Here is a 25003-nt window from a genome sequence, read left to right on the forward strand (position 1 = left end):
AAGGTAAAGTTTTTTACCTGCAGTTTCTATCATAGTAGTTATACGGGGAGTTAGCCTATAAGCCCCACTATGTAGACTAGTCTTAGTTTTTAGTAGATTCTAGCAGTGAAAGCTCCTATTTCTTATAGAGTGCACGCAGCTTAATGTCATCTCTATTTTATGGCTTGCTCTTATCTTATATCTTTTGTTTTTGTAACTAAAATGGTTTTTATTAGTTTCGTTATATCTTTTTAGATCTAAGCTAGAAACATCTAACACCTTAAAACCTTACCTATTATCTACTTAGTAGAGTTGCTAATCTTCCCCCACATAAGCTTATACTTTCGCTTCATAAACTCTACTTCTTCATTAGCCTTTTTAAGCTCTTCTCTTAAAAGCTCTAAAGTCTTTTTATCATCATCATAGATATCTTGCATAGAAATTAGCCCTTCTTTTAAAAAGGCATTTTCAGACTTTATAGAAGCTATGGTCTCATCTTTAGCGTTTATAACTTTTTCATGCAGGCTTAAGATAGTAGATATGGTTTTTTCAACAAATATAGGATCTAGGGAAGTGCCACTTACATCAAGGTTAACAAGAGTGTTTTCCACGCCTTTTATCAAAGCACTAGTCCCACTACTTACATCTATATAAACTAGCTCATTTTCTTCTTTGCTGTTAAGCTCACCTTGTTTTATAAGAGTGCTGATTTGTTCTATACTAAAGCCAGAAAGCTTTATAAACTCATCTACTAGCATCCATGTTTGTATGCCATCTTTATCTTCTTGGCTGGTTATAGGACTACTTTTAGAAGTAGTCTCTTTGTAATCTTTACTATCCACGTGCTTCTCTTAACTTTTTAACTTCTAACTCTAACTCTTTAGAATCCATCTCCAAAGCCTTAGCCTTTTGCTCTCTATCTTTTATAAGTTTAGATTCTAAGTCTTTATCTTTTAAAGCAAGGATTTGCATAGCTAAATAGGCGGCATTTATAGCACCCGCTTTCCCTAAGCTTACAGTTGCAACTGGCATAGTCTTTGGCATCTGCACACTACTTAAAAGGGCATCTAGTCCATCTAAAGCGCCACCACCAAGTGGCACAGCGATAACTGGCTTGCAAGTATGGGCTGCTATAAAGCCAGCTAAGTGAGCTGCCATACCAGCTGCTCCTATGAAGACTTCAGCACCTCTTTTTAAGGCGTCTTGCACGTGGTCATAAGTCCTTTTTGGAGTTCTGTGTGCTGAGGAGATTAAGATCTCGTTTTTAACTCCAAAGCTATCTAATACTTTAATGCACTCTTGCATAACTTGCCAGTCTGTCTTGCTGCCTATTATCACTGATACAAACGACATGTGCTTCCTTATATATGAATGCTTAATTTTACAACATTTTTAGATTCTTAGAATCTAAATAAGTACTTTAACCCTACATACTGTGCTTTATAGCTAGACTTCATAGCAAAAACGTACTCTAAAGATAAGCTAGATGTTTTAAAAAAGCTGTATTTAACATTAGCCCCTGTGCTAAAACCAAAACTTGGACGCTCTAAAGTCTGGGTATTAAAAACGATATTAGTATTTATAAAACGTGCACTATTACTAACCCTGCTAGCCAAAGTGTCATAGCCTATCTCGCCTAATACTCCAAAAGTAAAGCTTTTAACTGAGTACTTATAAGTTAGGCCTAGATTTAAACTAAGACTTTGAGTGAAGTTAGCATCCACGCTTAAAGCAGAAAGCCCTCCTTTTTCAGTATAAGGACTTTCTATCAAAGCTAAGTAGTTTAAGCTGACATAGGGCATAAAGCCTATTATCTTATAGCCTAGTTTTAAAGTAGCATCTAGCTGACTAGCAAATCTATTAGAACTTAAAGCTTCATCTAAAAAAGTAACATCTCTAGTAGTTCTTATATCATGCAAGGAGTAGCCAAGTATGGCTTGAAAAAAGATTCTTTTAAACTCTCTTAAAGTGTAGAGTTTTAAAGAGTAGGTATCTAGTGCTAAAGTGTTACTAAGCCCACCTTCATCCCACAAACTAGTCCTAAGATAGCCTAGTAAAGCGCCAAATATCATCCCGCTAGAAAAACGTTTATTAAACCCAAAAGCTAGGCCATAAGAGTTAGAGTTAAAGCCACTTATACCATCTTCTTCATCCTTAAAAGCGTTTCTAAATATAGGCTGAAGATAGATGTTATAAGACCTTGGAAAGATTTCAAGTCCTCTATCTTTTATGGTGTTATAAAAGCTATACATATTAGAATCTATTATCTTATTTTCTAACTCACTTAAGCTAATAGCAGTTAGCAAGACTTCATTACTAGCGCCACTTGGAAGAAGGGAAGAAAGGACTTGTCTTTGGGTTGATGCAGGCTTTGAAGCAAGAGGACTTAGGGCTGTTATTAAAGCATCATTACTAGTAGTGCTACCTAGTCTTGAGACTAGATTATCTAGTGCGTAAAGCTCATCATTACTAGCAAATAAATTCTTATCAAATCTAATGCCAGAAGCTAGGATAGAAGCACTATTACTAGAACTCATACCATTAGGATTCACAAAGTCACTTGAAGAGTTATCCATGGAGGAATCTGCTTTTAAAAAACTTCCTAATGATATAAAAAAAGCTAAAAGACTAAACATTGTGATTTGAAATATGTGCTTCATCACTCCCCTTGCATCAGTCTTGTTCAAGACAAAGAAAATGCATTATATAAGAAAACTTTTATGTGAGAGGCTAGCTTTCATTTAAGAAGGCTAGCTAGTGTTATGTTTTGCTTAAAACTAGCACTTATCTCCTACTTGTGGGTGATAAGCCCTAGCTTAAAGTTACTTATAACTTATCTAGATTTTATATCTAGCCTGCAAGTAGTAACTAATGCCTGCTACTTGGTAGTAGTCATAGTAGCGATTATTAGTAGCATTTAAGATGCTTCCACTTATATCGATTCCACTTTCAAAGACATAACCTAGTTTTAGATTTAACCTAAACTGAGGGTCATACTGCCCAAAAGTATTAAACCGTATAGGAGAGTTTATATCATCTGCATAAGCAGCTGAGGCGTAGCTTCCTTCTATACTTCCATAAACCCCTTTAGCCTTGCCATAAGTTAGTCCAAAGTTGGCCATGTGCTCTGGCGTTGAAGCTAGCTGCTTGCCTACTGTTTTTGGATTAGCAGGGTTACTTATAATCCTAGCTAGGGTTAAAGTGTAGTTTGCATAAAACTCCAAACTATCATAGATTGGTATAGTGGTTGCAAGCTCTACCCCATTTATCCGCCCATAGCCAGCATTTTTTTGCTCAAAGGCCGTGGCTTCAGTTTTTCCATTACCTTGTCTATAGATCATATTACTAAGCTCAGTTTGATAGTAGTAGGCTTTAAAGGCAATGTATTCAGTATTAAGCTCAGCTCCTATCTCGCCACTTAGTCCAACTTCTGGCTTTAAGTTAGGATTGACATTCCAAAAGCTTCCAAAAGAGATTCTATACTTTTCTCTAATAGTAGGCATCCTATAGCCTAGCCCAAGTGCAGCTTTAAAGCTTAAGAAGTCAAAGGGCTTATAGTTAAGGCTTGCTTTTGGACTAGGGATATTAGTAGCTTTTGGACTTAAGTCAACATTAGTCTTGCCTGCTATTGGCCCTTTTAAATAGTTAGCAAAGTCTTGCCAGTAGTCATATCTAAAGCCTAAAGTTGAGCTTAAGTACTCACTCCAAGAAGCATTCCAGTTAACATAAGCACTTCCAACTAGTGCCATACCTCCATAAGCTTGCGGATTGCCATTATACTTCCTAACCTTCCAGTTAGCTGCAGTAAAGTTTAGCTGGTCATAGTTTAGATAACGTCCCTGCAAAGCAGCCGTGATAGAGTGGATATCATTTATCTTATAGTCATAAAGGATATCTAGATAGTTACTTGAAGTATAGATATCTTGAGAGTATCCAGGTCCGCCTCCAAAGCTAACTTTACTAGCATCTTGTACTTCTGGGTCTAGCCAGTAGCTATCAAGATTAACACTAGAAAGGGCTACTTTTAAACTAGCATTATCCCAAAAGTAGGTATAGCTTAGACTGCCTATATAGTGAGTATAACGTCCATGTCCTTCATAGCCCGTGCCGATGAATGGGTTTATATCAGTCATGCTTCCATTAGTTTGCTTCCCAAACTTACCTGTAAAAACTGGCAAGCCCGAAGCATCTCTTAAAAAAGTTAGTGGGTCTACAAAAGTGTAGTTATGGCTTGAGACACTAAACATAGACTTTATAGAGTAGTTATCACTATCATAGTTAGCTTTTAGCCTTACATCAAAGCTCCTCCACTCACGCCTCCCAGCATCACCTGCTATAGTCTGTCCACTTTTATCTATAATGTAGCCACTTACATCACTTGGGGCACCTGTAGTAAAAGCTGGCACACTAGGATAGCCTTCTGAGTTAGTAAGTCCTGCACTAACTTTAAGCTTAAGCCTTTTGTCAAAAAAGGCATTACCCACTTCAAAGTAAGCACGCATGAGGTTTAATTCTGCACTTCTATCTTTAAACTCATTGCCATAGCCAACTATTACTTGAGTGGTTAGCTTAGTTGGCATAGAAGTTATAAAGTTTATAACACCGCCAATAGCAGAAGTGCCATAAAGGCTAGAAAATGCTCCACGTGCGACCTCAACACGCTCTACATCATAAAGCGAGATCTGATTTAAGATTCTATTTTCCCCTTCTAAGTCACTTAATATAACACCATCAAGCATGATAAGTGTTCCATAGTTTATACCCCTTATCCTTATGCTTGGGCGAGGGTTAAACCCAGCGTCATTATTAACATGCACTCCTTCAAGGCGTCTTACATAATCAGCTACTTTTTGATTATCAGTCTCTTTCATTTCTTTGTTTGTGACTATGCTGACATTACCCGGGACTTTTGATATAGGAGTAGCAAGAAGGCTGCCTGTGCTAACTAAGTCATCAAGCTTTACAGTCTTTGCTTCATCTGCGAAAAGACTACTTGCTCCTAAAAGCAAACCTAAAAGTAGGCTATATTTTATATAAGGCTTCATTTAAGTACCTTTATCATAAAAGGGAGGTTTGAGTTATAAGTTAAAAGCTCTAAGTCATCATAAACTCTTCTAGCTATATCTTCATCTATCATAACCCTTAACCCCATGTCTTGGAAAAACTGCTTATCCCACTCTGGTCTTTTGTGATAGCTAAAGAAAAGATCTTTTGCTATATCTTCCATGATTTTTGTATCTACCCCGTCTTTAGTTCTACTCATATGATCTTCTAGCCCACGCTTAGCAAGCTCCTTTCTTACCTCATCAAACCTTTCTTTTTGCTTGCTATCACTAAGGTGCAAATACCAGTTGCCATCAAAGATTAAAAGCGTGCCTCCTTTTTTAAGCACACGCAGCCACTCTTTATAAGCACGGGGAGGATTAGGTAGATTCCAAGTAAGATTCCTACTTATGACTAGATCAAAGCTTTCGTCTTTAAAGTCTAAGTTTTGTGCATCCATCTTAAAAAACTCTGGTTTGTTAGTGCTTAGATGAGTATTTGCATTAATCTTAGCCCTTGCAAGCATGTCTTCACTGTAGTCTATAGAAGTTACCTTGCATAAAAGCTTACATAAAAGCACGCTAAAAAAGCCCGGCCCACAACCGCAATCTAGCACTTTCATGCCTTCTTTTATATCTACATTAGCCCTTATAAGCTCTTCCCAAGCTTGAGACTTAAAGCTTTGTAGTTCTTTGTTGTTTAGCTCTGAGTAGCTTTGAGATCTTGCATCCCAATAGTTTTTTACATCTTCTAAAATATTATTTTTTTGATTCTTATCATCAACCATGCTAACTATCCAGCCTTTCTTTTTATAAATTAAAAATAAGTATCATAATATCACTTAAAATAATAAAGTTTTATAAAAAAGCTGACAATTATCAACAAAAATGCATATTTATTTAAAAGCTAAATTTTTTATAGTGGTGGTGTTTTAGAAAAAGATTTGCAATGTAAGCTACAAAATGGGTGAGAGTGTGTAATAGATTAAAATGGAGTATTTAATAAAAAATAGATTCTATAAAACTATAGAATCTAAAAGAGGGTTTTAATGCACATTCATACTTATGCAGTGAAGGCTTCCATGCTGCCTTATTAAGGCTTCACAGTTTATACCTATAACCTCATACTGTGGCAAGGCCTCACGCAAGACTTCTAAAGCCTTGGCATCACTAGGCTTGCCATAAAGTGGCACTAAAAGCTTACCTTCTGTAAACAAAAAGTTCACATAGCTTGCAGGCAAGGCCTCACCTTCGTGCACATAGTCACAAAAAGGAAGTGCTACTAGCTTAAAAGGTAGAGCTTCTAGCTCTTGTTCCATAAGCTCTAAACCTTTAAAATGCACATTTTTAGGATCATCACACTTTATATAAGCGATAGTTTCATCATCTATAAATCTAGCTAAAGTATCTATATGACTATCTGTATCATCACCTAGCAAAAAGCCATGGCTTAGCCAGTGTACACGCTTTACATTAAGCTCTTTTAAGAGTTTAGATTCTATTTTGTCTTTACTTAGGGCTGGGTTGCGATTAGGAGAAAGAAGGCACTGTGTGTTAGTAAGTAAGTCGCCTTTTGAGTTGCAGTCTATACTTCCACCTTCTAGTATCAAGCTTTCAGTTTTCATATCTTTTAAAAAGCCTAGGCAAGCAAGCTTGGCATTTATCTGATTATCCAAATCTGCGGCAAACTTTAACCCCCAGCCATTAAAGCCAAAGTTTTTATAAGTGTATTTTAAATGTGCCTTAGGGCTAGCTTTACTTGGTTTTATGCTTATAGCTAGGCTATCTCTTGCCCATAAGTCATTAGTATCTATTTCTATAATTCTTACATTTTCTTTAAAACTGGTTCTGATTGAATCTTGAGTGTGTTTTATAAGCCAAACTTCTGTTTCTATGTTAGAGATTATCTCATCATAGACCTTCCTTACAGCCTTTAAGTCATCTTTAAAATCACAAAATTTGTGAGGGTAGATTAGTACAACTGCCCTTTGTTTTTCCCATTCTGCGTACATTATAATAAAACCTTTTTATTAATTAATTTTTAAAGGTAAAATTATACCTAACCAAAGAGATCGATCAAAGGGATAAAAATGCTAGTACTTGCTATAGAAACAAGCTGTGATGACTGTGCTGTGTCTTTAATGGACCTTAACTCAAAGGCCTTACTCCATCATCAAAAGATATCCCAAGAAAACTTCCACAATATGCATGGAGGTATAGTCCCTGAGCTTGCAAGCCGCCTCCACGCCAAAGACTTACCTACCCTGTTGGATAAAACACTTTTAGATTCCATGTCACAAGTTGTATGCATAGGCGTTACTAATGAGCCAGGTCTTGCCACTTCACTCTTAGAAGGCCTCATGCTAGCATCTATGCTTAGTCTCATCTATGAACTACCCCTTTTTGGTATAAACCACCTCTTAGGCCACATCTACTCTTGCTTTATAGGAGAAGAAGAAAAGCCACTTAGTTCCCTCTTAGTCTCTGGCGGTCACACTATGCTTATAGAGTTTAAAAACTACAGTGATGTAAGGCTAGTTTCAACTACGCTAGATGATAGCTTTGGAGAGTGCTATGACAAAGTAAGTAAGATGCTTGGGCTTAGCTACCCAGGAGGACCCGTTATAGATAAGCTTGCTCAAAGCCATAAAAGCTCTCCTAGCTTTAGCTTTCCAGTGCCTTTACGTCATAAAAATACGCTTGATTTTAGTTTCTCAGGCCTTAAAAATGCAGTGAGACTAAAGATTGATGAACTAAAAAAAGCTAGCAATCTAGATGAGACACATAAAGCAGAGCTAGCCCTAGCCTTTCAAGAAAGTGCTACAACCCATCTAATAGAAAAGACTAAAAAGTATCTAGATTCTAAAAGTGATGTCAATACTTTTGCTTTAATAGGAGGGGCTTCTGCTAACTCGCTTTTAAGAAAAAAGATGCTTGCTTTACTTGGAGATAAGGAGTTAAAACTAGCCCCACTAGAGTTTTGCTCAGACAACGCCGCCATGATAGCAAGGGCTACTATAGGAAGGCTTGAAGCCTTACTGCAAGATAACACCTTACTAGGTGCTAGCACGCTAAAGTCTATATCACTAAAAGACTTGAAACTTATACTTTTTGATCTAGAAGATGGCTATAAGTTAGATATATCTCCAAAAAGTACTTGTTTTTAATGTTTTATATACTGCACTAAAAACTTCTCATTAAAACTGCCTTAAGCTTTGTTAAATATTACATAAGCTAGAATCACAACTTTTAATTTGTACTTAAGGTTAACTATGAAACGCACTTATCAACCACACAACACACCAAGAAAAAGAACTCATGGCTTCAGATTAAGGATGAGTACAAAAAATGGCAGAAAAGTCATAAACGCAAGACGTGCTAAAGGTAGAAAAAGACTAAGCATCTCTTAAATGATACACATCTCCAGAGTATGACCTTAAAAGAGTTTGACTCCTTAAAAACTAGCAAAGACTTTGATATAGTCTTTAAAAATGGTTTTAAGTACAATCAAGATGCTTTCACAGTCATACTTTTAGACTTAAGTAGCTTTTATAAACTTAAAAAACAAAGACCACTAAATAGCAATAATAAAACTTCTAGCTTTCCTCCTTCTACTCTTGCATCCCCTAACTTCTTATTAGGACTTAGCATAGGTAAAAAGATAGGAGGGGCAGTAGTTCGAAACCTCACTAAAAGACGCCTTAGAAGCGTGTGCTTTAACATTTACAAAAACCTAGAAAAAGAAAGACTAGCTTGTGTGATAATAGGCAGAAAAGGTATAGAGCTTTTAAGTTATGAAGTCTTAGAAAAAGCTATCTTTTACTCTTTTAATAAGGCCAAAGCCAAGATGCTTTTTTCTAAAAATATAGATAAAAACACTCAAAAAACTAAATCTATACAAAGTGATAAAAAAGAAAGTAGTAAGAACTTGCAACCTCCACAATCTTTGTCATGAAGTTTATATTTTTAGCATTTATTAAGTTCTATCAAAGCTTTATATCCCCTCTTAAAAAACCAACTTGCCTTTACTACCCAACTTGCTCAAACTACTCTTTTTTAAACTTTAAATACAACAACGCCCTAATAGCTTTTTTTGCAACACTACTTAGAATCTTAAGGTGTAACTCACTTTTTAAAGGTGGCTTTGACGCCCCTTTTATACTAAGGATAAGATTAAATCATGCCAATAAACACAAAATGGCAAAAAATATGTTACAACCTTACTTCTTAAAAGCCATCCCGCTTTTAAAACAAAAAAAGATTTTAAAAATTCCGCATCTTAAGTACTTAATCTTCAAGTATAAAGTGCATAATATCAGTTTGATTAAAGTTGAAAAATTTTATATAATCTTAGTTTAAACTCTCTCAAAGGTGTTCAGTGAATAAGTCTTCAAAGTCTCCCAATCTAAGGATTATAATAGCTATAGCTTGTGCTTTAGTAGTTATTGTCATCTGGTCTAAGTATTTCGCTCCAGACGAAGTTAATACACATCATACAGCTACAAATACTACAAAAGATACCAAGCAAGCTAACACAGAGACCAAAGAAGCAAGTATCAATAGTGCCCCAGCCATAGCAAAACAAGCCCCTGTAGCTACGTCAAAAGACGTCCCAGCCCTTGCTAAAGGCAGTCCAGATTCTATATTGCTTACTATTAAATCTAAAGAGTTTGATATGGAGATAGATTCTTTAGGGCGTATCAAACAAGTTTATTTGAAAAATGACAAGTTCACCCACCCACCTCAAGAGCACTTTTTAGATCATATAAAAAGGCTAGTTGGCATAGTAAAAGGTGATCAAAAAAAGCTTGATAGGCTGCCACTTTTTGCTAATGACGCATCACCAAAACCACTTGAGATGAGATTTGCTGATGAGAAGTTAAACAACCTTGCTTTTGACACCCCTTACACTTTAGAATCTAGTAGTGACACACTTAAAGATGGAAAGTTAGCTCTAGATTCTAAGCCAGTTACTTTAGTGCTAACTCAAAAGCTTGGAAAGCTACTTATAACTAAGACTTTGCTAATTAATCCAGACCTAACTTATAAAGTAAGCTTACATACTAGTGAGCCAGTAAAGTATCTTTTAAGTAATGGCTCTAGACCTACTGCAGATGGCGAAAACTACGCTTTTAACGGAGTTTTATTAGAAAAAAATAACGGCTCTATAGAAAAGATAGAAGATGGAGACGCTAAAAAAGAAGGCGAATCCTACCCAGCTTCAACCTTTGTCGCTAGTGTAGATAGGTACTATACAACCTTGCTTCATAGCAAGCACAACTTAGATGTTATAGTAGGTCAGCAAGCAGTTGGTAAAAAACTTCCTATGAGTTTTATAGATATACAAAAGCAAGATGTTACATTTAATGGTTACATAGGACCAAAGTACTACGCCACCCTTCACTCAATAGACCCAAAACTTACTAATGTAGTTGAATATGGGATGATAACCTTCTTTGCCAAGTATGTTTTTTGGCTTTTAAACTTCTTGCATAACTATGTTGGGAACTGGGGCTTTGCCATCATCTTAGTAACGCTTATAATTAGAATCATACTTTTCCCGCTTACTTATAAAGGCATGATGGGTATGCAAAAGCTAAAAGATCTAGCACCTAAGATGAAAGAGCTTCAAGCAAAGCATAAAGGTGAGCCTCAAAAACTTCAAGCTGCTATGATGGAGCTTTATAAGAAAAATGGCGCTAATCCAGTTGGTGGCTGCCTTCCTTTAATAATACAAATACCTGTCTTTTTCTCTATTTATAGGGTTTTATATAACGCAGTTGAGTTAAAAAGTGCTGGGTTTATATTATGGATTCACGACTTAAGTGTTATGGATCCTTACTTTGTGCTGCCTATCATCATGGGGCTTTCTATGTACTTACAGCAAACTCTTTCTCCAACGCCAGTAACTGACCCTACTCAAGCCAAGATTTTCAAGCTTTTACCTGTAGTCTTTACTATATTTTTATTCACCTTCCCAGCTGGACTTGTGCTTTATTGGACGGTTAATAATATATTCTCTGCCTTGCAACAGCTTGCGATTAATAAAATCCTAAAAGTTAAAAAAGCGAAATTTGCCCACAAACACGAGGAAAAAGAAGTAGCAAAGATTAGCAAAAAGCAAAAGTGAAAAAAGTTGATATGAATAAAAGTTAGAATTAAATGACAAAAATACAAGCATGCACAATAGAAGAAGCACTGACTAAAGCAAGTCAAGTGCTTAAATGCTCAGTAACTTCTATAGAATATGAAGTCATCCAGTATCCTAGACGTGGGTTTTTGGGACTTTTTAAAAAAGAAGCAATCCTAGTAGCACAAAAAAAGCAAGATAGTGTAGCTTCAGATTCTTTATCCCAAAACTTCCACTATAAAACTGATGAAAGACCTAAAGATAATAAGCCTCATGATGCCAGCTTTGCAAACAAGGTGATGTGTGCAAACTTTAACAAAGACCTTGAAAATCTAAAAAAGCTAAATAGCAAAGATAAAAATGACATAGAAAACAAGCTAAAAGAGATAGCGAAATCATCCCAAAATATAAAAGAAAAAGCAGAGATTTTTAAAAAGATAGCACAAGATGATGGACTTGCAACTATTGCACATAAAAGCTTTCAAGATATAGAATCTAAAGCAACTAGCAGCACTGCTAAGGATTTCAAACAAGAACTTTGGCAAGATGTAGATGATAATAAAAAAGACCAAAAAAGCATACAAAAAGAGATATCTTCTAGCTCAAACACCAAGCCTAACCCACATCATAAACACACAGAAACTTATCAAAAATCAAGCCTTATTAAAAAAGACTTTAACACCCACCCTAGCCAACTCTCCCAAAGTCAAGAATCTAAGGGGCAAGATTCCAAGGCCAAAGATTCTAAAACCTTGCACACCTTATATCAAACCACAGACTTAGCAAGCAAGGACTTAGGGCAAACAGAAAGCACAAAAGATATAAAGCCTCAAGAAGTTAGTAGCACCAAAGATAACACTACTAAAAAAGATCTAGATGAGTTATGCCTAAGCATCCAAAAAGAACTTAAATCTTTACTATCTTATATGCCCTTAGAACTTGATACTGTAGAAGTTAGCATGTACAACGATAAGACTTTATTTATATTTTTAGATGGCAAAGATTCAGCACTTATCATAGGTGAAAAAGGCTATAGATACAAGGCTCTTTCTTATCTACTATCAAACTGGATTCAGCCAGTTTATGGATACAACATCAAGCTTGAAGTCTCTCAGTTTTTGAAAAATCAAGAAGCTATGATAGATGTCTACATACAACCTATAATAGAAGAGGCCCTAAGTCAAGGAAGCACTAGCACTAAGGAGTTAGATGGCGTCTTAGCACATATAGCACTTAAAAAGCTAAGGGCTGCCTTACCTAATAAATATGTATCTTTTAGAACTAGTAGTGGAGATAAAAAATATATCATCATTAATGATTTTAAATAAGGCATCTTTTATAAATGAAATATCTTGCCCCTACAGACCAAACCACTGATACCATAGTAGCCCTTGCCACTAAAGATACAAGCACTATTAATATAATTAGGCTAAGTGGGAGTGAGGCTAAAGCCCTATCTTTTAAGCTTACAAGTAAAGACTTAATACCAAGAGTTGCAAGCCTTTGTAAGATAAAAGACGAAAAAAATATCTTGCTTGATAAGTGTATATGCATCTACTATAAAGCACCTTTTAGTTTTAATGGTGAAGATATAGTCGAGTTTCAGTGCCATGGTGGCTTTGTAGTTGCAAATGAGATTCTAAGTCTACTTTTAAGACTTGGAGCTAGACTAGCAGAAGCTGGAGAGTTTAGCAAAAGGGCTTTTTTAAATGGCAAGCTAGATCTAGTACAGCTTGAAAGCATGGCAGCATTAGTGCAGGCTAAAAGCAAAAAAGCAGCCTTAATGCTTGCAGAAAACTTAGAAGGCAAGCTAAGCAAATACATACATGATATAAGATCTAATATGATAGATATCCTAGCTAGGATAGAAGTCATGATAGATTATTCCGAAGAAGACTTAGATACTAGATTAATAGAAGCTATAAAGTCCTATCTTGAAAAGCTAATCTTAGAATTTAGCGACATCATAGAAAACTCAAAACTTGCCCTAACCTCACTTGAAGGGCTAAAACTAGCAATCATAGGCAAGCCTAATGTCGGTAAAAGCTCTTTATTAAATGCTTTGCTTTTAGAAGATAGAGCCATAGTTAGCAACATAGAAGGCACGACAAGAGATGTCATAAGTGAGTACATAAACATAGATGGCAACCTCTTAAAAGTATCTGATACTGCTGGCATACATGAAGGCAAAGATGATATAGAAGAGTTAGGAATCAAAAAAAGCCTAGAAGTGGCAAAAAAAAGCGACATAGTTTTATGCGTCTTTGATGGCTCTAAAGACTTAGATAGTAAAGACTTAGAGATACTAAAGCTTGTTAGCACACTAGATTCTAAGGTACTAGCTTTGTTAAACAAAAATGACTTAAAGCCCTATCCTAACTTAGAATCTAGGCTTACTAAAGACTTTGGGCTAAAAACTTTAAGCATAAGCACCAATGATATAGGTTCAATCATAAAGCTAAAGCATCTTTTAAAAGGACTGATAGAAGATTCAAACTATAAAGGAGTTATGCTTAGTTCTAAGGAGCAAAGCTTAAAGCTAGAAGCCTCTTTAAAAAGCTTGCAAAACGCCTTGCCTTTTTTAAGTGAAGGCACTTTAGAGCTAGCAAGCTTAGAGATAAGTGCTGCTTTAAAGTCACTTTCTTCTATGACTCATGAGTTTGATACTGAAGAGATGTTAGATTCCATGTTTTCTCAGTTTTGCGTTGGTAAATAAAATAGGCCTAGTGTAAATTAGACAAAAGAAAAAAGGAGATTTAAAGTATTGATAAAATCTATTTTTTACTTTTTGCTAGCTTGTATATTTGAAGTAGGTGGAGGCTATCTAGTTTGGATATGGATTAAAGGCGATAGGTCTTTATGGATAGGCATACTTGGGATGGTCATGCTAATAGTTTATGGGCTAGTTGCCACACTTCAAACTAGCACTTTTGGGCGAGTTTTTGCCGGATATGGCGGGATATTTATAGTGTTTTCCATAGTGTGGGCTGCCATCTTTGATGGATTTAAACCAGATAGGTTTGATTATATAGGTGCAGTTTTAATACTAATTGGAGTGTTTATAATGCTTTATGCTAGGAATTTTATGCGGTAGAATTTGACTTCGTTTTATCTACTTCTTTTATAAATCGTGATAAAATGAGAATATCTTAAAAACAAGGAAGATTCAATGTTGAAAATGTTATTTGTAGGTTTAGGTTTAGCAGGTTTAGTGTTTGCTAGTGATGCAGCTGGTATAGTATCTGGTAAATGTGCGGCTTGCCATGGTTTAAAAATGGAAAAACACGCTATGGGTAAAAGTGATATCGTTAATCAAATGACTAGTGCTAAAATCAAAGCTGACCTAGAAGGTTATAAAGCTGGTACTTTAAACCAACACGGTATGGGTGCTATCATGCACGGTGCTGCTCATGAGTTAAGCGACGCTGATATAGCTGCACTTGCTAACTACATCCCAACTTTAAAATAATTTAAAGCTTATTAAAGATAAAATAGAGGCTTAGTTTAATTAAAGAAAGGTGTATATGTTAGAAGGTAAAATTAGAGAGAGTATTTCAAAGGCTAATGCAAAAGCCTTAAGGAAAGATGGGAATCTAATCGCTAATATTTATGGCAAAGGGGTAGAAAATATCCACTGCTATTTTAAAGAAAACGATTTTATAAAGTTTATGCGTTCAAAAGACAGTACAAAGTTTCCTGTCAAAGTAGACGGCAAAGAGTATCAAGTAGTTGCAAAAAGCTACAACATACATCCAGTTAGAGGATCTATACTACATGTAGACTTGATGGTAGCACAAGATGGCGTTGTGTCAAACTTTAACGTGCCTGTAAAAACTATAGGCACTCCGATAGGTTTGAAAAACAAAGGTATCTTACTTGTATCTCACAAGAGAGTACCTGTAAAGTGTGACGCTAAAAATCTACCTGATAGCTATACTATAGATGTATCTAAACTAGATGTCGGTCACAGCGTGCTAGTTAGAGACTTAGAAAAACATGACAATGTAGAGATAAAACTAGGCTCTTCAGTAGCAATTGTTGGTGTTATAAAAGCTAAGTAATGAATGAATATATTAGTTGCTGGTCTAGGGAATGTAGGACAAAAGTACGAACTAACTAGACACAACATAGGCTTTATAGTACTAGATGCCCTAGCTAGCAAGCTAGGGGCTAGCTTCTCTTTTGATAAAAAGGCAAACGCCTTAATCGCATTTTATAAACTTAATAGTGAAACAAACTCCCAAACTTATAATCTAGTCTTAGTAAAACCCCAAACTTTTATGAATCTAAGTGGCACAGCAATAGCCCCCCTTTATAACTACTACAAGTGCGAACGCTTAATAGTAGTCCACGACGAGTTAGACTTGCCCTTTGGAAGCTTAAACTACAAAGAAACTAGTAGCACAGCTGGACACAACGGACTAAAAAGCATAAACTCACATCTTAGTTTGCCTTATACAAAGCTACGTTTTGGCATAGGATTTAACATACTTTTATATCCTGAGCTACTTTCAAAGCTTATAAGTTCAAATATCGATGCTTACAAGATAAGCGAGGAGTACACACAATCTTATAAAGAAAAACTTACTAACAACACAAAGGCTATAATGAATGGCAGTGAGTTTAAAACCCTAGCATTACATGCACTAAAAAATGCCAATAAGTCTAATCACGAAGAGGTTGCAAACTATGTCTTAAGTAACTTTAGCAAGCAAGAGCTAGTCTTACTGCAAGATATGATGCCCTTTGTTTTAAACGCCCTACTTTCTTTAATCACAAGCCCACAAAGCACTCAAAATAAATATGGCATTAACCTAAAATGATGCTTTTTAACTTCATATCTTATAGATATCTAAAGATACTAATCACTATATTCTTAGCACTAGAACTCTTCTTTGTAAGCATAGATAGTCTTCAGTACTTTGATCACATGCCAGATTCTGTAAACTTAATCATACTTTTTTACTCCTATGAAGCTTTATACGCACTAAACTACGTTTTACCCATAAGCTTACTTTTATCAGTAGTTGTTTTTTATATAAGCATGATTAAGACTAATCAGTACGCAGCCCTTTTAGCCCTTGGCTACTCTAAAAAAATCATCCTAGCTCCAGTGCTAATTGTAAACATTACCATCTTAGTGCTTTTTATCATCCTTAATATCACGCCCTTTGTCTACGCCCAAGAAAAGGTAGAAAATATAGTCTATCAAGGCTCAAACATGAACACGGCTAATAACCTCTTTGTAAAATACAAAGATAGCTACATCTTCTTTGGCAAGATTTATCCTCTACTTCAAACCGCACAAAATATCAAAGTCTTTAGAGTGGAAAACAAAAAGCTAGTAAGTGTAAGCTCTTCAAAAGAAGCAGTTTTTAAAGATAATGAGTGGATTTTAAAAAATGTCTCAGTGATGGATATGCCTAAAGACTACGAGATAGGCCACCCAGGCATCACTATAAAAACATATAAAGATGTGCATTTATTGCAAGGCTTTAGGCCAAAAGTACTAGATACTATCTATCAAAACAAGCCTTCAGTATCAATCTATGATGCACTAACTTCTATGAAGATTCTATATGAAAGTCATGCTGAGTTTGGAAGGGTTAGGGGTATATTTTACACACTTACCATCATTCAGTTTTTTGTCATCTTTACTAGCATTATAGTAGTTTATTATAGTCCTGTGCTTGCAAGGTATGGTAATTTAGCCCTGCACGGCATAGTTTTTAGCGTATTTTGTCTAATCATGTGGGGAATCTTTTTCTCACTTGGCAAACTAAGTGCTAATAATCTTTTTATACCAGAGTTTGGATTACTGATACCTTTTGTAATATTAGCTGCTGCTGGATCTTACTGCTTTACAAAACTTAATCATATTTGATTAACTAAATATGATTACAATCAAGTTGAATTTAGCTTTAGCTAGATAAATACAATAAAAAAGGATTTTTTCATGAGAAAAACAATAGTAAGTTTAGTAGTAGCATCTGCCTTAGGCTTTGGCTTAGCTCAAGCAAAACCACTTGTGATAGATAACTCACACTCAAGAGTTGGATTCCAAGTAACTCACCTTATGATATCTGGCGTTGATGGTACATTTGATACTTTTAGCGGTACTGTAGATGTAGAAAAAGGAGAGTTAAAAGCACTAGATGGTACTATGAAAATCTCTTCAGTTAATACTCAGAATCAAAAAAGAGATGATCACTTAAAAGCTCCTGATTTCTTTGATGCAGCTAAATATCCTGATGCAACTTTAAAAGCTGTAAGCATAAAAGAAGACAAAAAAGCTGAAGCTAGAATGAAAAGACATCATAAGCATGCTGAAGAAGAAATGCATAAAATGGATATGAAAGAGGGTATGAGTAAAAAAGACATGGCTGATGATCAAAAATCAATGGACATGATGATGAAAGTTCCTACTAAACTATATGCCATAGAAGCTGACCTAACTATAAAGGGTGTTACAAAAAGAGTGAAATTCTTTGGCGCTCTAAGAGGACCAGTTCAAGATATGAAGAAAAATGAAGTTTACTCTCTAAAACTAATGGGCAAAATAAACAGAAAAGACTTCGGTGTAGGTAAAGATTTTGGAAACTCTATGGTAAGTGATGATGTAAGAATAAACATTTCTATAGAAGGCACTCCTGCTAAATAAGTCAAAGACCTTAAACTTAACTCTAAAACTTGCAAAATCCAAGATCATCTTTTTTACTAAAAAAGATGATCTAAAAGATAGAATCTATTTATTAGATTCTACATCCTCGCTAGATAGTTTTTGTGACTTCTTATCTTCTAGTTTCATCTCCTTCTTTTCTTTTAGCATCTTTCTCCAAGAAGATAGTATGGCAAAACCTACTATGAAAAATCTAAAAGGCTTTTTGTACTTTCTGTATTCATTAACAACTATGCCTTTAAACAGTATATCTCTTGCATTATTTGGCACATATCTCGCATATGACATAGAGCCTTTAATAAACTTTAATGGGTCATCTTTCATAAGAGAGTGTAAGAAGTTATTTTGCGTGCCATTAAAATAGATAAATCTCTTAACATCGCCATCTTTTATGACTTCATTTAAAAACTTCTTTGCTTCATTTAAGCATAAAAATATATCTCTTTCATTACTAAAAACATCTATATAATAAAAGCAAAGACTAAAGTACACATATAAAAGCCCCTCTTCTAGTCCAACTATACCTTTTTGCTTTTTTAAGTTATAAGAGTTTCTTATAACTTCAAAACCTTCGAGGGCTTTAGACTTCTCATGTACATTTAATTTAGCATCACTTCTATTAACCCCATAGCGTTTATTGATCCTAGCTACATACAAGGGCTTTGGCAAGAAACATATACTCTTAGCACAAAGCAAAGTCACTATAGATACATCAGTATCTTCAAAATTACAGTTTCTAAAACTAAGCTTAGTGCTTAAGAAAAACTCTTTTTTATACATCTGAAAGCAAGCACTAGTCTTTGGATATATCCAAAAGTAGCTATTAGCACTATAGGCATTAAAGACTAAGCTTTTATCTTTGTTGGCATGATTTATTTGATAGTGTTTGTATATATCTTTAGTGTCATCATAAAGATTTAGATCACAGTAGGCTATGTCTGCATTAGCAGATTCTAAACGTTCATAGTGAAGCTTAACGCAGTCTATATCTAAATAGTCATCGCTATCTACAAAGGCTATATACTTACCTTTTGCTATGCTAATGCCATAGTTTCTAGCAAGACTTGGATGCCCTGTCCTAACAGAGTTTAAAAAGAGAGAAATCCTCGCATCTTCTTTTGCGTGCTCTTTTAGCTTGTCTATGCTTTTATCACTTGAAGCATCATCAACTATGATGATTTCTATCTCTTTAAAACTTTGCCTTCTTAAGCTTAGTATGCACTCATCTATATAATGTTCGTTGTTATAATTTGAAACGATTAAAGATACTAGCACTTCACCTTCTAGCCTAGATAAGCCGCTTTCAAACCTAACTAGATACTCACTTCCTTCTAGATTCATATATAGCCTAGTTTCATATTGTTTAGATTTAGATTGTACAGAAAGAGGAGATTCCCCCCCCTCATTTTTTTTTTTTAAATAGGGCGAAGATTCTTTTTGCATAGTATGTTTCCTTATTATGCTTAACGCACTAGCTTTTTGGTATTTTAAGCTATTTATAAAGGCAAAACATCATTTTAAGAAAAATAGTTATAAAAACTACTTAAGTGCTTCTAATGCACTTTTATAATCAGGCTCATTAGTTATCTCAGAAACTATCTCTTCATAGATGATTTTTCCTTGTGGGTCTACTACTATAACAGCACGAGTTAGCAACCCTGCTAGCGGGCTATCAGTTAGCAATAAGCCGTACTTTTCACCAAACTCTTTTTTTCTAAAGTCACTTAAAGCAGTTAGATTTTTTATACCTTCTACTGTGCAGAATCTACCTTGTGCAAATGGAAGATCCATCGATACTACAAAAACTTGAGTGTTGTGTAGCTTAGAAGCTTCTTCGTTAAACTTTCTAGTTTGAGCCGCACACACTCCTGTATCTAGACTAGGCACTACATTTATAACTTGATATTTACCACTAGCACCCCCTACTTTTACTAAACTTAGATCACCAGATACTAACTCTACGCTTGGAGCAGCGTCTCCTACTTTTAGTTGTTTGCCATTTAATGTTGCTTTATTGCCGCGAAAAGTTATCATATTTTTTCCTTTGTATTTATATTAAAGATTCTATAGTACAGCCCTGCATTAAACATTAAGCAATATTAAATAGTAATAAAAATAATTATATCTCTCATCAAGCTTAAATTAATAAAAAGAAATAGCTAAGCTAGATTAAAAAAAGCTAGTATGAAAGCAAAACCGTGCCATAAATATATATAAATACAACATCAAAAAGTCATGGTATCAAAGTTTAAAAATGGTAAATATTTTTCTTAGATTTTATAAGTTAATGAGAGAGATTAAATAAAAACTTATAGTATAATTCAGTCTTTGTCTATCACGACCCCTTCATCTAGAGGCCAAGGATACCACCCTTTCCAGGTGGTTACGAAAGTTCAAATCTTTCAGGGGTCGCCAACTTATAACTTTTATAAAGCCACCCCAAAAAGATTCCAAACCACTGTGCCAAATGCAAAAAAGCTCTTGTAAAAAACTTCTTTTGTAAAAACTATCTTTTAGAGAACTGTGGACTACGTCTAGCTTTTCTTCTACCATATTTCTTACGTTCAACCACTCTAGCATCACGAGTTAGCAAACCTTCAGGTTTTAGTATAGGTCTAAAAGACTCTCTATCATAAGCATTAAGTGCTTTAGCTATACCAGAACGCAAAGCTTCAGCTTGTGCTGAGTAGCCTCCACCAAAAGCAACAGCTTTGATGTCAACTGACTTATCTTGCTTAGTAAGCATCAAAGGTCTCATAACCTTCATTTTTATGGAATCATGCCCACCTAACCACTCATTTAAGCTCACATCATTAATTATAAGTTTTCCTGTGCCGCTTGTTAGCCACACTTTAGCTATAGCGCTTTTTCGTTTACCAGTTGCATAAACCTCTTGCATTAATTTCCTTTACTTGTTGTTTGTGCAGTATGTGGGTGAGTTTCACCTTGATATACTTTTAGTTTTTTAATCATAGCCCTTCCTAACTTTGTCTTAGGTAGCATACCTCTAACAGCTAGTTTATATAGCTTTTCTGGGTGCTTTTCTAGCATCTGACCTAAAGTCTTACTTTTAGTACTTCCAAAGTAACCAGAGTGAGTGAAGTACTCTTTATCTTCTAGTTTTAGCCCGCTAAACTTAACGTCTTTAGCGTTTATAACTATGACGAAGTCTCCACAGTCCATATTAGGAGTAAAGCTTGGCTTATGCTTCCCTCTTAAGATAGTAGCGATCTGAGTTATCAGTCGCCCAAACACTTGACCTTTTGCATCTAAGACTATCCAGTCTCTTTTTATCTCACCTACTTTTGGTGTTTTTGTTAGCTCCATATTATGTACGCCTTATGTTTTAAATAAAGAAAAGACTTTAATGGGTTTATACTTAAAAAAAGCTTAATTTAAGTTATTTTTAAAATTAATCTACATGCTGATACAAAGCCCACATCAGCTAATACTTAGCAATAAAGCAAAGCTTAGATTCTATACTTTCATCTTCAATATAAACTTGATCTTAAGGATTGTGCTACAATAATCGCAGAGTAAAGATCACTACAATTTAGAGTGTTTATTAAATTTGTGCTAAAGGCGATTACATATATGGATAAAAATGGATGCGTTATAACCATAACTTCTGGAAAAGGTGGGGTTGGTAAGTCAACCGCAGCTGCTAATATATCCATAGGATTGGCTCAAGCTGGGCATAAGGTCATAGCTGTAGACTTTGATATAGGACTACGCAACCTTGATATGATTCTAGGACTAGAAAACAGGATAGTTTATAACGTCGTAGATGTTATGGAAGGAAAGTGCAATCTTTCTCAGGCGATAATTGGTCATAAAAGAACTAAAAATCTTTACTTTCTCCCAGCTTCTCAAACTAAAGATAAAAATGTACTAGATACTAATAAAGTAAAAGATCTTTTAGAAAAGCTAAAGCAAGAGTTTGACTACATCATAATAGATAGTCCAGCAGGTATAGAAGGTGGCTTTGAGCACGCGGTGTTTTGGGCTGATAAGGCACTAGTTATAGTTACTCCAGAAGTAAGCTCTGTAAGAGATAGTGATAGAGTTATAGGGATAATAGATTCTAAGTCAGAAAAAGCAAAGCTTGGCGAAAAACTAGAAAAGTATGTAATCATAAACCGCATCAATCCAGACCTAATAGAAAAAGGCGATATGATGAGCTATGAAGACGTTTTAGATATATTAGCCCTACCTTTGATAGGCTTAGTGCCAGAAGATACTAAAGTAGTCAGTGCTACTAATAAAGGTGAGCCAACCATATATCTAGGCAGTCCAAGTGGAGAAGCTTATAACCGTATAAGTAAAAGGGTGCTTGGAGAGAAAGTAGAGTTTCCGACATTTAAGGTTAAGTCTGGATTTTTAGGCTCATTTAAACGAATGTTGAGTAAGTAAGGAGGCTGTTTTGTTTGGTCTAGGAAAATGCAAAGAAAAACCAGCAAGCTGTGCTAAAAAACGACTGATGCTAACTCTTTCTAAAGAACGCACAGCCAATATACCTCACTTTGATGAGATGGTAGATGAACTAATAGCAGTAGTTAAAAAGTATACAAAGTCTAATGCAGTAGAAGTTAGAAAGGCAGATAGAGACTATTACTCTAAAACTTTAGAGATAACTATAGATGCTTAAGAGTTTTATAAGCTACATGCTAATCAAAACTAACACACAAGGCTTAATTTGAGTAAGGGTAAAAAACTAGCACTACTTGCAAGCCTAATAGTAGTTATCATCATAGTAGTGCTTGTAGTGGTTTATTACTTTATTGCAAGTAGTGATACAACCACAAAGGATACTTTAAAAGATACCTCCTACTCTAAGTCTATAGAGCTTCCCACACCTTCTTTAACTGTACCGCCAAGTACCATTAACCCTAGTCATGTTAAATCACTAGCCACCCTAAGCCCCAAAAATCAAAACTCACAAGAGACAAACACTAAAGACTTAAGTAGCACTACCATATCACCAAGTACTCCTGCCACCACAAACTCTAACGTTTTAGAATCTAAAACTTTAGATTCTAAAACTCCTAGCACATCAAAAGCTCTTTTAAATGTCAAAGAGTTAGACCTCTTGCACGCTAAGTATGCTAAAACTTCCCACTATAAAAAGCCTATGATAGTTATCATAATAGATGACGTCTCTAGCAGAGTGCATGCAAGACGCATAAAGTCAGTTGGCCTTAAGCTAACTCCTAGTGTCTTCCCAAAACAGCCTATCACGCCAAACACACCACAGATAGCAAACGATTTTCCTTACTATATGGTACACCTTCCACTTGAAGCAGGCCCTCACTACACAGATAAAAGTGAGTGGATAAAGATGGGTGAAAGCTATAAAGATATTAAAAAGAAAATAGATGAGATAAGAAAAGACTTTCCCTATGCCTTTTATGTAAACAACCACGCAGGCCACGGTTTTACTAGCAGTAGGAGTGACATGCTAAAGCTGCTAAAAGCTCTTGATAGCGATTATTTACAGTTTGTAGATTCTAAGACCATAGCTTCTAATGTCATAAAGCAAATTGGCAAAGAGCGAGGTAAGTTTTTCCTTTCAAGAGATGTGTTTTTAGATAATGTCCAAGATGAAAACTACATAGCAAAGCAGATGGAAACCTTCTTAAGGATAGCTAGAAAAAGAGGTTATGCCATAGCTATAGGTCACCCCCACTTAAAAACTATAGGAACACTTAAGATTTATAAAGATGTGCTGACTAAGTACTATGACCTAGTTTATATAGGTACATTAAATGACTACTTACGCCTACACGCACATATAAAATACTATGGCCAACCACTAAAACATAGTAAGTAAAGCATAGCTTTTTGGAATCTTTTTCTTTACTGCAAAGTGACTTTCAAGATAAGATTACTAGGCTTAATAGTCTTACAAACAAAGAAAGAAAAGAATCTTCAACGCTAAACTCAGTAAGCACAAAAGACTACCTAGCAGGCTTTTTTACTACAAAAGAAGACTTTACTAAAGTTAAAGAAAAGCCCATCAAAGCCCTTAAAAGCTTTACTCTTTTTAAACCTCTAGATAAGATTTTTTATAAAGGCAACCTAGACCTACTTAAAAAGCCACTAATTGCCATTATTGGCTCTAGAAGTCCAAGCGTCTATGCACAAGAACAAACTGCCTTACTTGCTTCCAGACTTGCAAGTAGTGGCTTTAGTATCATAAGTGGAGGTGCTTTAGGCATAGACTATATAGCCCATGAAAACGCCTTCCCTAACACCATCTCAGTACTTCCTTGCTCACTAGATCTTAACTACCCAGCTCAAAACAAAAAGCTTTTAGAAGAGATCAAAAAAAGTGCCCTAGCTTTAAGTGAGTATGAAGAAAAAACGCGCATAACCCTAGCTTCTTTCTTAGAAAGAAACCGTATCATAATAGCCCTAAGCGACCTTGTGCTTATACCTTATGCAGACTTACAAAGTGGCTCAAGCTCTTCTGCAGCCCTAGCTTTAAGTCTTAATAAGCCAATACTAACCTTGCCTCATAAGATGTCTGAAAGCCTTTGTACCCAAAAGTTACTAGCTGCCAATAAAGCCACTGCTATCTATGATATAGAGGAGTTTATAAAGACTTTAGGGCTCTTTTTTGATATTAAGACTTTGCAGGAGTGCGATGATGAAGTCTTAAACTTTATAAGACTTAACCCTTCAGTGCAAAAAGCTAAGGAGAAGTTTGGAAACTTGCTTTTTGACTATGAGCTAGATTCTAAGATAACGCGCGTTGGACTTAATTATAAGATTAATTAGCATAAGGGCATCAATCTACTTTCTTACTTCTTAAAAAAGAGGGGAAAGAGAAAATAGAGAAAAATAAAACATAAATTCATAGAATCTAAAATCATAAAACCTAAATAAAAACCTAGATTCCATAAATCTATAGAGTCCATATATTTATAGAATCCCCCTATAAGAAAAGAATCTAAACTTATATCCTCTTCCTATTAGCATCATTCATTATCTCATCTGCTATATGAGTTACAGAGTTAGAAATCTTAGAAGCATCATCTGCTATGTTTACATTACCTTGAGTAGATTGCTCTAGTAAAGATATAGCATCATTTATCTGAGTTATACCATTAGCTTGTTCTTTTATAGATTCAGCCATGTCATTAATTGATTGAACTAAGATATTAGTATTAG

General features: G+C 35.3%; 26 protein-coding genes, 1 tRNA gene and 1 pseudogene. 17 read left to right on the plus strand and 11 right to left on the minus strand.

Translation table 11 applies throughout. The features are described from left to right. Positions 1-278: 278 nt before the first annotated feature. The 6 genes from BKH40_RS05670 to BKH40_RS05695 form a co-directional block, all read right to left on the minus strand. Positions 279-821: a DUF3972 domain-containing protein gene (locus BKH40_RS05670; protein WP_257842527.1), complete on the minus strand. Its 543-nt coding sequence runs from the start codon at positions 819-821 to the stop codon at positions 279-281. After that, entirely contained in the window at positions 814-1332 is a 519-nt protein-coding gene (purE, locus tag BKH40_RS05675) for a 5-(carboxyamino)imidazole ribonucleotide mutase (protein WP_095277713.1), read from the minus strand. The genes BKH40_RS05670 and purE overlap by 8 nt, the downstream gene beginning before the upstream one ends. 47 nt (positions 1333-1379) lie before the next feature. Further along, on the minus strand, positions 1380-2639 hold the full coding sequence (locus BKH40_RS05680; protein ID WP_095277714.1) for an autotransporter outer membrane beta-barrel domain-containing protein: 1260 nt from the start codon (positions 2637-2639) through the stop codon (positions 1380-1382). A 177-nt stretch (positions 2640-2816) separates the two neighbouring features. Further along, positions 2817-5024 (minus strand): TonB-dependent receptor, encoded by a 2208-nt coding sequence (locus tag BKH40_RS05685; RefSeq protein WP_095277715.1) that lies wholly within the window; start codon positions 5022-5024, stop codon positions 2817-2819. After that, the gene (locus BKH40_RS05690; protein ID WP_095277716.1) at positions 5021-5809 is read right to left on the minus strand and encodes a class I SAM-dependent methyltransferase; all 789 of its coding nucleotides are present in this window, start codon (positions 5807-5809) and stop codon (positions 5021-5023) included. Before BKH40_RS05690 ends, BKH40_RS05685 begins: the two co-directional genes overlap by 4 nt. Before the next feature lie 258 nt (positions 5810-6067). Beyond that, complete coding sequence (locus BKH40_RS05695; protein ID WP_095277718.1) at positions 6068-7033, minus strand: agmatine deiminase family protein; 966 nt, start codon at positions 7031-7033, stop codon at positions 6068-6070. 78 nt (positions 7034-7111) lie between these two features. Here BKH40_RS05695 and tsaD point away from each other — a divergent pair, with 78 nt between their 5' ends. The 12 genes from tsaD (at position 7112) to BKH40_RS05760 (ending at position 17812) form a co-directional block, all read left to right on the plus strand. Then, positions 7112-8188 carry a tRNA (adenosine(37)-N6)-threonylcarbamoyltransferase complex transferase subunit TsaD gene (gene tsaD, locus BKH40_RS05700; protein ID WP_095277719.1) on the plus strand — a complete coding sequence of 359 codons (1077 nt, stop codon included), beginning with the start codon at positions 7112-7114 and terminating at the stop codon, positions 8186-8188. A 105-nt stretch (positions 8189-8293) separates the two neighbouring features. Then, positions 8294-8431: a 50S ribosomal protein L34 gene (gene rpmH / locus BKH40_RS05705; protein ID WP_095228020.1), complete on the plus strand. Its 138-nt coding sequence runs from the start codon at positions 8294-8296 to the stop codon at positions 8429-8431. Positions 8432-8451: 20 nt separating this feature from the next. Then, positions 8452-8976: a ribonuclease P protein component gene (gene rnpA / locus BKH40_RS05710; RefSeq protein WP_095277721.1), complete on the plus strand. Its 525-nt coding sequence runs from the start codon at positions 8452-8454 to the stop codon at positions 8974-8976. A gap of 423 nt (positions 8977-9399) precedes the next feature. Further along, positions 9400-11151, plus strand: a complete 1752-nt coding sequence (yidC, locus tag BKH40_RS05720; RefSeq protein WP_095277724.1) for a membrane protein insertase YidC — start codon at positions 9400-9402, stop codon at positions 11149-11151. Positions 11152-11183: 32 nt separating this feature from the next. After that, positions 11184-12479 (plus strand): Jag N-terminal domain-containing protein, encoded by a 1296-nt coding sequence (locus tag BKH40_RS05725; protein ID WP_095277726.1) that lies wholly within the window; start codon positions 11184-11186, stop codon positions 12477-12479. Between the two features lie 14 nt (positions 12480-12493). Further along, complete coding sequence (gene mnmE / locus BKH40_RS05730; protein ID WP_095277727.1) at positions 12494-13867, plus strand: tRNA uridine-5-carboxymethylaminomethyl(34) synthesis GTPase MnmE; 1374 nt, start codon at positions 12494-12496, stop codon at positions 13865-13867. 48 nt (positions 13868-13915) lie between these two features. Next, positions 13916-14245 (plus strand): YnfA family protein, encoded by a 330-nt coding sequence (locus tag BKH40_RS05735; protein WP_095277729.1) that lies wholly within the window; start codon positions 13916-13918, stop codon positions 14243-14245. 75 nt (positions 14246-14320) lie between these two features. Beyond that, a complete protein-coding gene (locus tag BKH40_RS05740; protein WP_095277731.1) occupies positions 14321-14620 on the plus strand; it encodes a c-type cytochrome in 300 nt (99 codons plus the stop codon). Positions 14621-14675: 55 nt separating this feature from the next. Then, on the plus strand, positions 14676-15212 hold the full coding sequence (locus BKH40_RS05745; RefSeq protein ID WP_095277732.1) for a 50S ribosomal protein L25/general stress protein Ctc: 537 nt from the start codon (positions 14676-14678) through the stop codon (positions 15210-15212). Positions 15213-15215: 3 nt separating this feature from the next. After that, positions 15216-15974, plus strand: coding sequence for an aminoacyl-tRNA hydrolase (pth, locus tag BKH40_RS05750; RefSeq protein ID WP_095277734.1), 759 nt, complete (start codon positions 15216-15218; stop codon positions 15972-15974). Continuing rightward, positions 15971-17035: an LptF/LptG family permease gene (locus BKH40_RS05755; protein WP_095277735.1), complete on the plus strand. Its 1065-nt coding sequence runs from the start codon at positions 15971-15973 to the stop codon at positions 17033-17035. Before pth ends, BKH40_RS05755 begins: the two co-directional genes overlap by 4 nt. Positions 17036-17107: 72 nt before the next feature. After that, positions 17108-17812 (plus strand): YceI family protein, encoded by a 705-nt coding sequence (locus BKH40_RS05760; protein ID WP_095277737.1) that lies wholly within the window; start codon positions 17108-17110, stop codon positions 17810-17812. Positions 17813-17896: 84 nt separating this feature from the next. On the opposite strand, the gene BKH40_RS05765 is transcribed toward BKH40_RS05760, so the two are convergent. Continuing rightward, positions 17897-19273, minus strand: a complete 1377-nt coding sequence (locus tag BKH40_RS05765) for a glycosyltransferase family 2 protein (protein WP_095277739.1) — start codon at positions 19271-19273, stop codon at positions 17897-17899. 96 nt (positions 19274-19369) lie between these two features. Then, a complete protein-coding gene (gene tpx / locus BKH40_RS05770) occupies positions 19370-19864 on the minus strand; it encodes a thiol peroxidase (RefSeq protein ID WP_095277740.1) in 495 nt (164 codons plus the stop codon). 305 nt (positions 19865-20169) lie between these two features. Between tpx and BKH40_RS08740 the strand changes: the two genes are divergently transcribed. Then, positions 20170-20245, plus strand: a tRNA-Glu gene (locus BKH40_RS08740). Between the two features lie 91 nt (positions 20246-20336). On the opposite strand, the gene rpsI is transcribed toward BKH40_RS08740, so the two are convergent. Both rpsI and rplM read right to left on the minus strand, forming a co-directional pair. Beyond that, positions 20337-20729 carry a 30S ribosomal protein S9 gene (rpsI, locus tag BKH40_RS05775; protein WP_095277742.1) on the minus strand — a complete coding sequence of 131 codons (393 nt, stop codon included), beginning with the start codon at positions 20727-20729 and terminating at the stop codon, positions 20337-20339. Then, on the minus strand, positions 20729-21157 hold the full coding sequence (gene rplM, locus BKH40_RS05780) for a 50S ribosomal protein L13 (protein ID WP_095277743.1): 429 nt from the start codon (positions 21155-21157) through the stop codon (positions 20729-20731). Before rplM ends, rpsI begins: the two co-directional genes overlap by 1 nt. Positions 21158-21424: 267 nt before the next feature. Between rplM and minD the strand changes: the two genes are divergently transcribed. From minD to BKH40_RS05800, 4 genes are read left to right on the plus strand one after another with little or no spacing between them, the layout of a single operon-like run. Beyond that, the gene (minD, locus tag BKH40_RS05785; RefSeq protein ID WP_095277745.1) at positions 21425-22243 is read left to right on the plus strand and encodes a septum site-determining protein MinD; all 819 of its coding nucleotides are present in this window, start codon (positions 21425-21427) and stop codon (positions 22241-22243) included. Between the two features lie 10 nt (positions 22244-22253). Further along, positions 22254-22478 (plus strand): cell division topological specificity factor MinE, encoded by a 225-nt coding sequence (locus tag BKH40_RS05790; RefSeq protein ID WP_095277746.1) that lies wholly within the window; start codon positions 22254-22256, stop codon positions 22476-22478. Positions 22479-22526: 48 nt separating this feature from the next. Continuing rightward, a complete protein-coding gene (locus BKH40_RS05795) occupies positions 22527-23660 on the plus strand; it encodes a divergent polysaccharide deacetylase family protein (RefSeq protein WP_095277748.1) in 1134 nt (377 codons plus the stop codon). An 11-nt stretch (positions 23661-23671) separates the two neighbouring features. Next, complete coding sequence (locus BKH40_RS05800; protein ID WP_257842528.1) at positions 23672-24610, plus strand: DNA-protecting protein DprA; 939 nt, start codon at positions 23672-23674, stop codon at positions 24608-24610. A 178-nt stretch (positions 24611-24788) separates the two neighbouring features. Here the strand turns inward: BKH40_RS05800 and BKH40_RS08745 are convergent. Then, a pseudogene (locus tag BKH40_RS08745) lies at positions 24789-25003 on the minus strand (methyl-accepting chemotaxis protein); the annotation flags it as partial.

This window comes from Helicobacter sp. 11S02629-2 (genome assembly GCF_002272875.1).
Lineage (GTDB): Bacteria > Campylobacterota > Campylobacteria > Campylobacterales > Helicobacteraceae > Helicobacter_I.

Excerpts from the sequence above, each read along its gene's own strand:
- tpx (WP_095277740.1), bottom strand. The coding sequence starts at position 19,864 with ATGATAACTTTTCGCGGCAATAAAGCAACATTAAATGGCAAACAACTA.
- rpsI (WP_095277742.1), bottom strand. The coding sequence starts at position 20,729 with ATGCAAGAGGTTTATGCAACTGGTAAACGAAAAAGCGCTATAGCTAAA.
- rpmH (WP_095228020.1), top strand. The coding sequence starts at position 8,294 with ATGAAACGCACTTATCAACCACACAACACACCAAGAAAAAGAACTCAT.
- BKH40_RS05695 (WP_095277718.1), bottom strand. The coding sequence starts at position 7,033 with ATGTACGCAGAATGGGAAAAACAAAGGGCAGTTGTACTAATCTACCCT.
- BKH40_RS05745 (WP_095277732.1), top strand. The coding sequence starts at position 14,676 with ATGTTAGAAGGTAAAATTAGAGAGAGTATTTCAAAGGCTAATGCAAAA.
- minD (WP_095277745.1), top strand. The coding sequence starts at position 21,425 with ATGGATAAAAATGGATGCGTTATAACCATAACTTCTGGAAAAGGTGGG.
- tsaD (WP_095277719.1), top strand. The coding sequence starts at position 7,112 with ATGCTAGTACTTGCTATAGAAACAAGCTGTGATGACTGTGCTGTGTCT.
- BKH40_RS05755 (WP_095277735.1), top strand. The coding sequence starts at position 15,971 with ATGATGCTTTTTAACTTCATATCTTATAGATATCTAAAGATACTAATC.
- BKH40_RS05760 (WP_095277737.1), top strand. The coding sequence starts at position 17,108 with ATGAGAAAAACAATAGTAAGTTTAGTAGTAGCATCTGCCTTAGGCTTT.
- mnmE (WP_095277727.1), top strand. The coding sequence starts at position 12,494 with ATGAAATATCTTGCCCCTACAGACCAAACCACTGATACCATAGTAGCC.
- BKH40_RS05685 (WP_095277715.1), bottom strand. The coding sequence starts at position 5,024 with ATGAAGCCTTATATAAAATATAGCCTACTTTTAGGTTTGCTTTTAGGA.
- BKH40_RS05765 (WP_095277739.1), bottom strand. The coding sequence starts at position 19,273 with ATGCAAAAAGAATCTTCGCCCTATTTAAAAAAAAAAAATGAGGGGGGG.
- purE (WP_095277713.1), bottom strand. The coding sequence starts at position 1,332 with ATGTCGTTTGTATCAGTGATAATAGGCAGCAAGACAGACTGGCAAGTT.
- rnpA (WP_095277721.1), top strand. The coding sequence starts at position 8,452 with ATGACCTTAAAAGAGTTTGACTCCTTAAAAACTAGCAAAGACTTTGAT.
- BKH40_RS05680 (WP_095277714.1), bottom strand. The coding sequence starts at position 2,639 with ATGAAGCACATATTTCAAATCACAATGTTTAGTCTTTTAGCTTTTTTT.
- BKH40_RS05690 (WP_095277716.1), bottom strand. The coding sequence starts at position 5,809 with ATGGTTGATGATAAGAATCAAAAAAATAATATTTTAGAAGATGTAAAA.
- rplM (WP_095277743.1), bottom strand. The coding sequence starts at position 21,157 with ATGGAGCTAACAAAAACACCAAAAGTAGGTGAGATAAAAAGAGACTGG.
- BKH40_RS05740 (WP_095277731.1), top strand. The coding sequence starts at position 14,321 with ATGTTGAAAATGTTATTTGTAGGTTTAGGTTTAGCAGGTTTAGTGTTT.
- BKH40_RS05725 (WP_095277726.1), top strand. The coding sequence starts at position 11,184 with ATGACAAAAATACAAGCATGCACAATAGAAGAAGCACTGACTAAAGCA.
- pth (WP_095277734.1), top strand. The coding sequence starts at position 15,216 with ATGAATATATTAGTTGCTGGTCTAGGGAATGTAGGACAAAAGTACGAA.